This is a genomic window from Streptomyces sp. BYX5S (assembly GCF_054724165.1).
On the sequence record NZ_CM138829.1, the window covers coordinates 3,648,587 to 3,660,768 of the forward strand.

Sequence of the window (12,182 nt, forward strand, 5' to 3'; positions counted from 1 at the left end):
CGGCGCGGGCCGTCCACAACCCCCGCGGCGCGAGACGTGGTTGTTCCGTCCGACTTCTCCTCGGCCCCGAGGAGGATGCTGATCGGTCGTTAAGAAGCCGTGGGGTCGGGCGCCGTGCGCCGCAGCACCAGGAGCGTCGCGTCGTCGGAGCGGTGCGGGCCGTCGAGGCATGCGACGATCCGTTCGGCGTACTCCTGGAGGGCGTCGTGGCCCGCGCCGGGAGCGGACGCGCCGAAGCACTGCTCGGTCGCGTCGAGGAAACGCCGGGTGTCGAGGTCGGGGTCGCTGTCCCGGCGCTCGGTCAGTCCGTCGGAGTACATGAGCACGATGTCGCCGGGGCGCAGCGTGGTGCTCGCGGCGGAGTACGCGGCCCTCGGCAGGACACCCAGGGGAAGGTCCGGTCCGCCCGCGGGATCGGGGAGTTGGACGGCCCGGCCGTCGCGCAGCAGGACGGGGCGCGGGTGGCCCGCGCAGGTCCAGCGCAGCCGGGCGTCCTCGGGACGGTACCGGGCGATGATCGCGGTCGCCGTGGACTCGAATCCGTCGGCGCACGCCAACTCGTTGAGCCACTGGGTGAGTTGCTCGACCGGCTGCTCGGTGTAGGCCAGCCCCGCCAGCGCGTAGCGGAGTTTCGCCATGAGGGTGACCGCGGCGAGGCCGTGGCCGCGGGCGTCGCCGAGCGCGACGAGGAGCTGGTCGCCGGGCAGCCTTCGTGCCTTGTACCAGTCGCCGCCGACACCCGCCTCGCGCGCGTCGGGCCGGTACACGGCGGTGGCCTCCAGGCCGTAGTCGGCCAGCTCGTCCTGGAAGTGCGGCAGCACCGCCTCGCGCAGCGTGGCGGCCACCTCGGCGACGGCCTCGGCGCGCTCGCGCTGGCGCCGTGCCTCGCGCTCGGCGCGTTCGGCGGTCGCGCGTCTGCGGCGCTCGGCGGTGATGTCGGTGAGTACCGCGCGCAACGCCCACACCAGTTGGCCGGGAGCGATCCGTACCGGCTCGGCCGTCATCCGGAAGGTCCGGTCCCGGGCTCCGCTCATGCGCAACTCGCAGACGCCGGTGCGCTTGCGCAGGATGACGTCGTAGAGGGTCCGGTACAGCTCCGGCAGGCTCTCCGGGGCGACCGCGGCCGCCAGATCGGACAGCGAGGGGATGGGCGCGCTGTTGTCGAGGCCCAGCACCTGGCGGAAGCCGCGCGAGGGGTCGACCCCGCCGTCGCCCAGGTTCCACTCCGCCCAGCAGGTGCGCACGAGACGCTGGGCGGCGGCGGCCATGTGCAGACGGTGGCCGTGCTCCCACGTGATGAGCAGGTGCTCTCCGCAGGGGGACACCCGCACCTGGTCGTTGATGCGCACCGGACCGTACGAGGTGCTCATGACCCACTCGACCAGCGTGGGCCCCTGCGGTGAGCGTTCGTGCAGGGCCCTGGCCAGCATGTCCGGCAGCGGCGATCCGGCGAGCGAGGGGAAGCGCGTGAACATGGAGCCCGGAGCCGGCCAGTGCGGGATGCTGCCGGGCGGCAGCCGCTCGGCGGCGTACTCCCGGGCCGAGACGTTCCGCGCGACGTAGAGCACGTCCTCGATCCGGCCGTCGTCGTCGAGCACCGGTGTCACCAGGAGCGCGGGCACGGGGAAGGCGTCGAGGACCTCTGAGCCCGAGGGCGCGCCCGTCGTCGGCGCGGCCGGGGCCCGGCCGGTGGGCCCGACCGCCTCCTGGTACGAATCGGCGTACTGCCTGATCCGCCGCCGCTGGGACCGCAGGAGCTCCCGGATCGCCCGCAGCGCCAGGTGGGTGCGGGCGTCGGGCACCGGTGTGCGGGCGTCCATGCGGGGGAGGTGCCTCCTGAGCGCGGCTCGGGCAGTGCGGGGTGGTGCCTTTCAGCCTCGGTGAACGGGCCGGACCGGGCCACTCTGCCTACGCCATGCGGTGCCGGGGTCAGGCCGCGGTCGGTAAGGGGCGTTCGACGACGGAGTCCAGGAAGAGCAGCACCGTGAGCAGGGCGCCGCTGGTCGCCGGGCAGATCCCGTAGCGCCGGGCCTCCTCGTCGAGCTGCGTCAGCAGCCCTCGTCCGTCGGCGGTGCCCGCGCCGCCCGCCTCCAGGACGGCGGCGGCGCCCCGCCGGAGCAGACGGGCGCCCAGCGGCCCGTTGTCCCGCAGGACCCGCCTGTCGTCCACGGACGCGATGAGGGTGAGGAGCGCGTCGAGCTGCGCGGTCTCCTCGGGGACGCCCCGGGCCCGCGCCGCGCGCAGTTCCGGCAGGGCGGCCACCGCGCTGGCCAGGTGGTGGCGCCGGTCCTCGGCGGGAAGGTCGTCGTAGGCGTCGTGGAAGTCTCCGGACGGGTCGATCCGGGCGTCGAGGTCCAGGGCGATCCGGCCGGCGTCGTCTACGTCCCGCGGGCCTTGGGCCCATGCGGCGGACAGCAGGCACAGCGACCGGGCGGCGACATCGAGACCGTTGAGGGAGGCGACGTAGGGGACCTGGGTCTGAGCGTCCCGGCAGGCGGCGGAGAGCCGGTCCACGTCCGCCCCGGCCTCGGCGGCGGCGCGGAACGAGCCGTGCAGGCCGACACCGGCGTCGACGAGCGAGGCGAACACCGAGTTCGCCGGGGTGTGCGCGGTCCGGCAGTCCGGCAGCCCCGGCTTCGGCGTCAGGAAGACCTCGCGGGTGAACGCGGCGACGGCGAGATCCGCCAGCCGGTCGGCGGGCTCGTTCGACCCGGGGGCCGGAGGAGTCGGGTCGGACGGGGTGCTGGCGAGCATGCGCGGGTGCCTTCCGTGGGACGGCTCGGTTCGGGTTCCGGCGGCAGGGGCGGCCGGACGCAAGGGACGTGCTGCCCGGGGCGAAAGGTGCTGAATCAGGACCAAAGTCCCGTGACGTGAGGGCCGGAACTCCCGATGTGCGGCCAGCGAAGAAGGCTGATCTCCGAGCCTCCTGATGTGCCGAGCGTCACTGTTAGGGTGGCTCATATGTCGGAAATATCCAATAAGTCCGAAGGTGGAGACGGCGATTCGGCTCCGCCCGCCGAGGACGACCGGCCGTCGCTGTCCGGCGCCTGCCTCCTGCTGGCCGACCGCGACCCGACGACCGCCGCGGCCGTCGCCGACGTCCTGCGCGCCCACGGCGCCGCCCACGTCCACGTCGTCGGGTCGCCGGAAGCGTTCGTCGAGGCCGGACGGACTCCGCCGGCCGCCGTGTCCGGCTGGGACGTCGCCGTCTGGGACACCGGGCTCACCGGCGGCGACGACGCGCTCACCGACTTCCTCGGCCAGTGGCACCGGCAGCACCCGCACGTCCCGGTCGTCGTCACCGAGGAGACCCCGAGCACCCGCCGCGCCGGAGCCGCCCTGCGCGGCCGGGCCGCCGACATGGTGGAGCGCCACGCCCCGGAGGTGCTGGTGGCGGCCGTGGCCCGCGCCCTGCGCGAGCGGCCCGACCCGGCCGAGGTCGGCGAGCCGCGCAGCCGCGTGCACATGCTGGTGGTCGGCGCCCACCCCGACGACGTCGAGATCGGTGCCGGCGGCACCATCCACCTGCGGGCCGACGAGGGCTGGGACGTCACCATCCTCACGCTGTCCCGCGGCGCGGGCGGCGGCGACCCCGAGGAGCGCCGCTCCGAGGCCCGTCGCGCGGCCCGGACCATGGGCGCCCGCCTGATCATGGAGGACCTGCCCGACGGCTCGATCGCCGACGACAGCCACACCGTCCGCACCATCGAACGCACCGTCGCCGAGACCCGCCCCGACGTCGTCCTCGTGCACTCCGACAGCGACACCCACCAGGACCACCGGGCCGTCCACCGCGCCACCCTCGTGGCCTGCCGCCGCGTGCCGCGCGTCGCCTGCTACCAGTCGCCCTCCGCCACCGTCGCCTACCGGCCCAACCGCTTCGTCGGCCTGCGCGACCGCGACCTCGAAGCGAAGCTCGCCGCGATCAACGCACACCACTCACAGGCGGCGAGCCGCTGGTACCTCGAAGAGGACCTGCTGCGCTCCACCGCCCGCTACTGGGGCCGCTTCTCGCAGGCCCGGTACGCAGAACCCCTGGAGGTCATCCGCGATGCCACTCCGCTCGGCTTCTTCCCCGCAGACCATGTCTGAGCCGGGGCCGCGCCCCACCCCCGGCCCGACGGCGTCCCCCGACCTCGCCGCGGCCCTCGGCCGGCCGCCCCGCGTCCTCGTCACCGGCGCGGGCGGCCCCTCCGGAGTCTGCTTCCTGCGGGCCCTCGAAGGATCCGCCGAGCGGTACGCCGCAGACATCGACCCCAACGGCGCGGGCCTGTACCTCGTGCCCCGCGCCTACCGGCTGCTGCTGCCGCCCGGCCACGACCCCCGCTTCGCCGACGCCGTGCTGACCCTGTGCCGCCGCTACGCCGTCGACGTCCTCGTCCCGACCGTGGACTCCGAACTCGTGGCGCTCGCCCGCGCCGCCGAGTCCTTCGCCGACGCCGGGGTGCGCGTGCTGGTGCCGCCCGCCGACGGCCTCGAGACGTGCCTGGACAAGTGGCGGCTCGCACTGGCCTGCGAGGGCTCCGTGCGCCAGCCCGTCACCCGCCTCGTCGGGCCCGCCGACGTGCCGGGCGCCGACTTCGAGGGCGGCTTCCCCGCGATCGCCAAGCCGCGCACCGGCTCCGGCTCCCGCGGCGTGAGCGTCGTCGAGAGCGCCGCCGACCTCGCCCGGCTCCCGCGGGACGGCTCGTACCTCCTCCAGGAAATGCTGCCGGGCACCGAGTACTCCGTGGACGTGCTCACCGACGCCGACGGCCGGGTGGTCGCCGCCGTGCCCCGCGCCCGCGACAAGACGGACTCCGGGATCGTCGTCGCGGGCCGCGTCCTGCACGCCCCCGAACTTTCCGCGCTCGCCGAGGACACGGTGCGCACCCTCGGCCTGCGCGGCGTCCTCAACGTCCAGGTGCGCGAGGACCGCGACGGCAAACCCGCGCTCCTGGAGGTCAACCCCCGACCGCCCGGCGGCCTTTCGCTGACCGTCGCCGCGGGCGTCGACATGCCCGCCTGGGCGGTCGCCGGGCTCCTCGGCGCGCCGCTGCCCGACCGCCTCGACCACCGCGAGACCGCCGTCGTACGGCACTGGCAGGACGTCGTCCTGCACCCCCGCGAGCTCGGCGACATGGGCGACGCGAGCGAGGCGGGAGGCGCCGCATGAGCGGCAGGACGCATCCGCTGCTCGGCTCGGACCTGCACACCCACACCGACTTCTCCGACGGCCACGACCCGCTCGACCGGGTCGTCGGCGCCGCCGAAGCGGCCGGTCTGCACACCCTCGTCGTCACCGACCACGTGCGCGCGGACACCACGTACCTGCCGGGCTACGTCGCCGCGGTGAGCGCCGCGCGGGCCCGCACCCGGGTACGGCTCGTCTGCGGGGTGGAGGCGAAGATCATGGACACGGAGGGCCGGATCGACCTCCCCGACGACCTCACGGGAATCGACCACATCGCCCTCGCGGACCACCGCTTCCCGCTCCCGGACGGCCCCGCGCACCCCGACGCCGTACGGGCACGCCTCGACGCGGGCACCCTGACCCCGGCCGCGGCGCTCGACCACCTCCTCACCGCCACGGCCCGCGCCGTCGCCCGCGTACCGGCCGGCCGCACCGCGCACCTGGCGCACCTGTTCAGCGTGCTGCCCAAGACCGGGCTCCACGAGAGCGCCCTCGACGCGGCGCTGCTCGCGCCGCTGGCCCGCGTCTGCCGCCGCCACGACGTCGCCGTCGAACTCAACGAGAAGTGGCGCTGTCCCGCCCCGCGCACCGCTGCCCTCCTCGCGCGCGCCGGCGTCCGGCTCGCCGCGGGCAGCGACGCGCACCGGGCGGACGCCGTCGGCGTCTTCCCCTGGGTCGCACAGGCCCTGGCCGAGACGGAGGCACGATGCACGACGTGATGGAGGTCCTCCACACCATCGCCGAGGTGATCGTCTTCCTTGGCGCGGTGCCGCTGGTCGCCGCCGTCATCCAGTTCCTGCTCATCGGCTTCCAGCGCTTCCGCCACCTGTACGAGGACCGGGACACACCGCACCTGCCGCGCACCGCCGTCCTCATCCCCGCCTGGAACGAGGCGCCCGTCCTGACGGCCTCGGTCGAAGGGCTGCTGGCCATGCGCTACCCGCCCGACCGGCTGCGGGTCGTCGTCATCGACGACGCCAGCACCGACGAGACCCCCGAAGTGCTGCGGGAACTGGCCGGCCGCCATCCCGGCCGGGTGGTCCACCTGCGCCGCGAGAACGGCGGACAGGGCAAGGCGCACACCCTCAACCACGGCCTCGCCCATGTGCTGAGCGACGACTGGGCCGAGGCGGTCCTCATCATGGACGCCGACGTCGTCTTCGACGAGGACGCGCTGTGGCGGATGACCCGGCACCTGGAGAACCCGGACGTCGGCGCCGTCACCGCCTACATCAAGGAAGGCAGCGGCAAGCAGGGCAACTACCTCACCCGCTACATCGCCTACGAGTACATCACCGCGCAGGCCGCCGCCCGCCGCGCGCAGAACGTCATGGGCGTCGTCGCCTGTCTCGCCGGCGGCGCCCAGCTGCACAGCAGGGCCAACCTGGAGGACATCGGCGGCCGCGTCGACACCTCCACGCTCGCCGAGGACACCGTCACCACCTTCGAGACCCAGCTCGCGGGCCGCCGCGTCGTCTTCGACGGCTTCGCCACCGTCCTCGCAGAAGAACCCGCGACGCTGTCCGGCCTGTGGAAGCAGCGGCTGCGCTGGGCCCGCGGCAACCTCCAGGTCACCCGCCGCTACAAGAAGGTCTGGTTCCGCGGCCGCTCCGCGCCCGGCCACCACCACCGGCTCGGCTCGTTCCTCTTCGGCCTGATCTGGTTCTCGCTGCTGATGACCCCGGTCCTGCTCGTGGTGTGCTCGGCCTCGCTGCTCTTCCTGTACTTCACCGACCCCGACCGGGCCTGGCCGCTGTTCCACCTGCTCTGGGTCATCAACCTGATCTGCTACTTGCTCATCACGTTCATGTCGGCCGTGATCGACCCCCGTACCTTCCGCCGCTGCTGGTTCGAGGCCCTGATCTATCCCGGCGCGATCGCCACGGTCATCCTCGTGATCACCGCGGCACCCGGCTTCTTCGTGCCCCTGCTCGAACAGGCGGGCCTGGTGAGCCCGGCGGGCACGGACCACCCGGTCATGATCGCCGTGTACGCGTGGCTGGGGCTGTCCATGCCGATCGCCTGGGTCGCCAAACTCCTCACCGGCACCCGGCTGCGGTGGCTGGCACCGCCCCTGCTGCACCTGGCCGGCTACGGCTCCCTGCTGGCGGCCTGCCTGGTCGCCTCCTTCTTCCAGGAGATCCGCAACAAGCAGCTGACCTGGGACAAGACCGAGAAGACCGGAAAGGTGGCGGCGGGCCGATGACGGACGACGACCGCACCCCCGAAGCCCTCACGCGTCGCGCTCACGACCTGACCCGCGCGGACCGCCGCAGCGACCACCGACTGTTCTGGCTGGAACTGCTGGCGGTGGTGCTGGTGGCGGGGGTCCTGGTCGTGCGCTGGATCTGGCTGATCTGATCGCCGCGGGCCGTAACGGCTCGTCCTAGCCGACCGTGAAGGGGTTGGCCTCCTGCGAGGCCAGGGCGAACCAGGCCGTCGTGCCGGTGTGCAGGCTGGCGTAGATCTTGTCTCCGTCTCCGGTGTCCAGGCCGTCGGACGAGGCCGCGACGATGCCGTGGCCGTCGGCGTTCGGGGCGTCCGTCTGGGCGGAGCGCAGGGAGTCGAGGAAACGGTCCGCGTGCCCGGCGTCGTCGTGCGCGCCGCGGGCCCGCAGCGCGCACACCAGGTGCGCGGTCCCCTCGAACCACACCTTCGAGGTGTCGGCGTCGCTGACGGACACCCCCGCGAACCCGCCGTCCTTCGCCGCCAGGTGCTCGCGCGCCCAGTCGACGGACGCGGCGTGCTGCGCGTCCCGCGTGGCGAGGTAGGACCAGGTCTGCGGATCCTCGGGGACCGGCGTGCGGTTCACCGTCCGGCCGTCGGTGCCGGTCCCGGTCCAGAAGGCGCTCCGGTCGCCGTCCCACATGGCGCCCAGGAACTCCGCGGCGGTGTCGGCCCGCCCGGACCAGCCGTCCTCGCCCGCCTCGTCCAGCGCCCGGAAGAAACCCACGACGTCGGCGTTGTGCTCACTGGACTTCCAACGCACCTTGTCCCCCGCGGAGTTGAAGCCGCCGGTGTAGCCGGGCACCCCCTTCGCCCCGTACGCGTGGCGCTGGATCCACTCGGCCGCGGCCACCGCGCCCGAGCGGAAGGCGTCGGTGCCCGTGGCCCGGTGCGCGTGCAGCAGCGCGAGGCCCGCCCAGGCGAGGGTGCCGGTGAAGGTGTCCCCGGCCGCCACCTCCGGCGCCTTCTTTCCGTCGGGCAGGCGCCCCGACACGTAGGACTGCCGCAGCCTGCCGTCCGCCTCGGCGTCCTCCTCCTGGAGCGTGAGCAGCGTCCGCGCGAGCGCCGTCGCCCGTTTCAGGTCGGCGTCCGTGCCCCGGGCGCAGTAGGCGATGACGACGAGCGCGACGTCGTACGTGAAGGCCGTCGTGGAGTGGTGCCGCGCCATGTGGCCGCCCGTGTAGCTGCGCGGCAGCCCGTGCGGATCGCCGCCCGCCTCGTCGACCCGGCGGTCGAGGAACGTGTAGGCCCGCCGCACGGCGTCCCCCGACGCGCCGGACGACGAGGCCCCGTCGGACCGCGAGCAGCCGAGCAGCGGCCCGGAGAGTCCGCCCGCGGCGCACGCCATCAGCAGGGCGGAGAAAGTGCGGCGATTCATCACTCCACGAGGCATTTGTCCATGAAACCGCAGATGGTCCGGCGATGCTCGAACGCGGCGCCGTGCACCGGCGGCTCTTTCGTACATCCGTTCCGCTCCGGGCCCGCTCGTTCCCCGTCACGTGGGCGGCCGGGGCCGCCGGTTGGACACCCCGAGGGCGCGTCTGGCAGGGTCGCCGGTCCGATCCCGTGAAGTCCCGATGGGAGGGCGCGATGAACGAAGTGAGCACGATCAGCGTCGAGGAAGCGACGGCCATCGCCCGGTTGCGCATGAGCACCACGACGCTGGACATCCCCAAGGGGTTCGACCTGCTGTCGCCCGAGGAGATGTCCGACTGGCTCGACCGGACCGAGGACGACCCGGACGTCTCCGACGCCGACTTCTACGAAGCCCAGAAGACCGTGCACCGCGTGCTCGGCGTCGAGGACGACTGACCAAGTCGCTTGTCCCGCAGGCGCGTTGCCCGGGGCGGCCCGATCCCGCCGGACTCAGCTGTCCGCGCCGTAGGCCGCCGCGATCTCCTGCGACGACGCCCACTTGCTGTACGTCGGTGACTTCGGCCAGCCCGCGGGGGAGTCCTGCCACTCCTCCTGCCGGCCGTACGGCAGGACGTCGATCAGGCCGAACAGATAACTCAGTTGCTCGGTCCCGCGACCGTCGGTGTGCCAGGTGCGGTACACCCGGTCGCCGTCGCGCAGGAACACGTTGACCGCGAACCCGGCGTTCGGCGGGGCGCCGACGTCCGCGCCGAAGGAACTGTTCGCGGTGGAGTACCAGGTCATCGTGTTGCCGACCCTGCGCCGGTACGCGAGGGCCTGGTCGATCGGGCCCTGGGTGACCACGACGAACCGGGCGTCGAACTTCTCCAGGCCCGCGAGGCGCGTGAACTGCGACGTGAAGCCCGTGCAGCCACCGCACTGCCACTCGGCGCCGTCGTGCCACATGTGGTGGTAGACGATCAATTGCGGGTGCTCGCCGAAGACGTCCGCGAGCCGCACCGGCCCTTCCTCTCCCTCCAGTACGTAGTCGGGCATCTCGACCATCGGCAGTCGGCGCCGCTGCGCCGCGACGGCGTCGAGTTCCCGTGTGGCGGCCTTCTCCCGGACCCGCAGGGCCGCGAGCTCCTTCTCCCAGGTGGCGCGGTCGACGACGGGCGGCAGGGCGTTGCCGGTGCTGGACATGGTGCCTCCGGACGGTGGACGCGCGTGCGGCGCGCGGGGCAAGGCGTCGTGCCTTCCCGCAGGGGTGGACCGTCCGGGGCGCCGGAAGTCATCGCTCGGACCGGACCGACACCACGAGAGGGCAGCGGCGGCCGCGGTTCAGCGCCGTCCGCCCCCGCCGCCACTGCCACCGGTGCCGCCCCCGTCGCCGTCCGGACGGACACAGCCGGAGCAGGAGCCGGTGGCCTGCCGCAGGTACCGGTGCTGGTTCGCCAGGTCGACCACCCGCGTCATCGTCGGCTCCCGCACGGGGAAGGCCATGCCGAACCGGTGGTAGAAGGCGAGCAGGTCGGCGTCCGCCCGGTCCACCGCGGCGCGGGCGCGGTCGTAGGCCACCGTGGTCAGCCGGTCGATGTCGATGCGGACGAGTCGCTCACCGTCGGGCGGCGGCTGCCCGATCCGCTCGCCCCACCGCTGGAAGAGCCTCTTGACGGGGCCGTCCTCCACGAGCCCGCCCAGGTACTCCTTGAGGATCTGCACGACGCCGTTCTCACCCAGGTCGGGGATGTCGAAGGTGCGGGTGACCGCCAGGGACGCCAGTTCGGCGAACCGGTCCGTGCGTTCCTCCCGTTCGGCGGTGCGCTGCTGGCTCTCGTCGAGCTGTGCCAGCTCGTCGTCGAGCCCTTCGCCGCCCGGCGAGGGGGCGCCGGGCGTATCCGACGACCCGGGGTCGTCGGGTGCGACGGTGGCGGCCTGATAGCGGCCCACCTGCCGCGCGATCCGCAGCGCCGCCGGGTCCACGGGCTCACCGGGCCGCGAGGGCGCCGCCCGGTTCACGGCCAGGACCACGGTGCGCAGCCGGGCGGCGGAGCGCGGATGCGCCGTCACCTGCCGGTGGATCTCCCGATACGCGTCCGCCGCACCCGCGGCGTCCTCGCGGCGCTCCGCCTCGAACGCGTACCTCTCGGCCACCGGGCGCTGCCACGCCCCCTCGGAGACGGGGACCAGCGCGATGGCGAACAGCAGCGCGACCATGACGCCGAGGCTGATCCCGCTGAGGGCGCGCCGCCCGAAGTTGACGGCGGCGCCCAGCGGCAGCCGGGCCTCGCCGAAGCGGGCCGGGCGCAGTCGCTGCCGCAGCCGCGCGACGCGCTCCGGCCAGCGCAGCACGGCGTAACTGCCCAACGCCAAAAGGGTGTACGCCCCGAGCCAGTACAGCCAGTGCACCTCGGTCAGCTCCTCGACCGCCTCCACGGCCTTGCGCACGGCGGCTACCTGGCGCGGCGTGAACGACAGGACGTTGGCCAGCCACACCAGGAACACGGCCAGGACCAGGCCGAGTTCCAGGGACAGCACCCACGTCGGCCGCCGCCCGCACCGTGGGCCGCGCGGAGTCCTTCAACACGCGCCAACCGCGCAGGCAGAGCCAGACGGCGATCGGGAAGAACAGTCCGGCGGCCGGGTACACGGTCAGCATGTCGCCGGTGAGCAGCTGATGGACGGCGAGGAACGCCAGCGCCACCCCGGGAACGTCGGGGAGGTGCCGCACGTACCACCGCTCGGAGCGGCCGCACCGCCGCACCGCGAGCAGCAGCGTCCAGCCGCCGAAGAAGAGGAGCGCGACCAGCGGCACCAGGCGCTCGGGGAAGGCCCGGAAGAGGGCGAAGAGCGCGGCGGCCGGTACGACGAGGGTGACCAGGACGAGCACGAGGGCGGCGGCGTAGCGGCGGTGCCGGATCCAGCGGATCAGCGGTTCGACGACGAACTCGCCCACGGTCCGCGGCAGGATCCCCGCGAGCGCGGCGACCGCCAATCCGAAGAGGGCACCGAAGAACCCGCCGAACGCCACCGCGCCGAGCCCCCGCAGCACGGAGCCCGCGCCGTCCCATTCCTGCCGTGAGCCGAGCCGCCAGGCGGCGTAGGCGCCCACGCCGAGGGTGACGTACAGGCCGAGGGTCTCCCACACCTCGCTCGGCTCGGCGTTCCCGCTGGTCGTCGCCGGTTCCGGTTCGGGTGCGGGCCGGTCGGAGGAGGGCCGTACCCGCTGCGCGTGCAGTCGGCGGGCCACGTCGAGGAAGACGTCGACGTGCGGGACCTGGTACCGCGGTTTCACGTAGTGGTTCGGGAAGTCGTGACCGCGTGAGGAGATCTCCAGGGCGCCCTCGTCGGTGAAGGCGATCGAGACGAGGTCCTGCCAGGACGTGTGGTCGTCCCGCCCATGCCTGCGCCGTACGGTCAGCCCGTC

12 protein-coding genes are annotated in these 12,182 nt (G+C 73.7%); 7 read left to right on the forward strand and 5 right to left on the reverse strand.

Annotation, left to right across the window (positions count from 1 at the left end):
* Positions 1-89: 89 nt before the first annotated feature.
* Complete coding sequence (locus ACYBSK_RS16580) at positions 90-1,820, reverse strand: PP2C family protein-serine/threonine phosphatase (protein WP_460246636.1); 1,731 nt, start codon at positions 1,818-1,820, stop codon at positions 90-92.
* Positions 1,821-1,929: 109 nt separating this feature from the next.
* Positions 1,930-2,754: a triphosphoribosyl-dephospho-CoA synthase gene (locus ACYBSK_RS16585; RefSeq protein WP_457477865.1), complete on the reverse strand. Its 825-nt coding sequence runs from the start codon at positions 2,752-2,754 to the stop codon at positions 1,930-1,932.
* A gap of 207 nt (positions 2,755-2,961) precedes the next feature.
* On the opposite strand from ACYBSK_RS16585, the gene ACYBSK_RS16590 reads away from it, so the two are divergent.
* From ACYBSK_RS16590 to ACYBSK_RS16610, 5 genes are read left to right on the forward strand one after another with little or no spacing between them, the layout of a single operon-like run.
* On the forward strand, positions 2,962-4,092 hold the full coding sequence (locus ACYBSK_RS16590; protein WP_460246637.1) for a PIG-L deacetylase family protein: 1,131 nt from the start codon (positions 2,962-2,964) through the stop codon (positions 4,090-4,092).
* The gene (locus tag ACYBSK_RS16595; protein ID WP_460246638.1) at positions 4,085-5,155 is read left to right on the forward strand and encodes an ATP-grasp domain-containing protein; all 1,071 of its coding nucleotides are present in this window, start codon (positions 4,085-4,087) and stop codon (positions 5,153-5,155) included. The genes ACYBSK_RS16590 and ACYBSK_RS16595 overlap by 8 nt, the downstream gene beginning before the upstream one ends.
* Positions 5,152-5,892 (forward strand): PHP domain-containing protein, encoded by a 741-nt coding sequence (locus ACYBSK_RS16600; RefSeq protein ID WP_460246639.1) that lies wholly within the window; start codon positions 5,152-5,154, stop codon positions 5,890-5,892. Before ACYBSK_RS16595 ends, ACYBSK_RS16600 begins: the two co-directional genes overlap by 4 nt.
* Positions 5,880-7,379 (forward strand): glycosyltransferase family 2 protein, encoded by a 1,500-nt coding sequence (locus ACYBSK_RS16605; RefSeq protein ID WP_460246640.1) that lies wholly within the window; start codon positions 5,880-5,882, stop codon positions 7,377-7,379. The genes ACYBSK_RS16600 and ACYBSK_RS16605 overlap by 13 nt, the downstream gene beginning before the upstream one ends.
* Complete coding sequence (locus ACYBSK_RS16610; RefSeq protein WP_460246641.1) at positions 7,376-7,534, forward strand: hypothetical protein; 159 nt, start codon at positions 7,376-7,378, stop codon at positions 7,532-7,534. Before ACYBSK_RS16605 ends, ACYBSK_RS16610 begins: the two co-directional genes overlap by 4 nt.
* Positions 7,535-7,559: 25 nt before the next feature.
* On the opposite strand, the gene ACYBSK_RS16615 is transcribed toward ACYBSK_RS16610, so the two are convergent.
* The gene (locus ACYBSK_RS16615; RefSeq protein WP_460246642.1) at positions 7,560-8,777 is read right to left on the reverse strand and encodes a hypothetical protein; all 1,218 of its coding nucleotides are present in this window, start codon (positions 8,775-8,777) and stop codon (positions 7,560-7,562) included.
* Between the two features lie 212 nt (positions 8,778-8,989).
* Here ACYBSK_RS16615 and ACYBSK_RS16620 point away from each other — a divergent pair, with 212 nt between their 5' ends.
* Positions 8,990-9,211: a hypothetical protein gene (locus ACYBSK_RS16620; RefSeq protein ID WP_457477872.1), complete on the forward strand. Its 222-nt coding sequence runs from the start codon at positions 8,990-8,992 to the stop codon at positions 9,209-9,211.
* Between the two features lie 54 nt (positions 9,212-9,265).
* Here ACYBSK_RS16620 and ACYBSK_RS16625 read toward each other — a convergent pair whose 3' ends face one another.
* Entirely contained in the window at positions 9,266-9,958 is a 693-nt protein-coding gene (locus ACYBSK_RS16625) for a DUF899 domain-containing protein (protein WP_460246643.1), read from the reverse strand.
* A 138-nt stretch (positions 9,959-10,096) separates the two neighbouring features.
* Positions 10,097-11,293 carry a hypothetical protein gene (locus ACYBSK_RS16630; protein WP_460246644.1) on the reverse strand — a complete coding sequence of 399 codons (1,197 nt, stop codon included), beginning with the start codon at positions 11,291-11,293 and terminating at the stop codon, positions 10,097-10,099.
* Positions 11,294-11,432: 139 nt separating this feature from the next.
* Here ACYBSK_RS16630 and ACYBSK_RS16635 point away from each other — a divergent pair, with 139 nt between their 5' ends.
* A complete protein-coding gene (locus tag ACYBSK_RS16635; RefSeq protein ID WP_460246645.1) occupies positions 11,433-11,837 on the forward strand; it encodes a hypothetical protein in 405 nt (134 codons plus the stop codon).
* Positions 11,838-12,182: the final 345 nt, after the last annotated feature.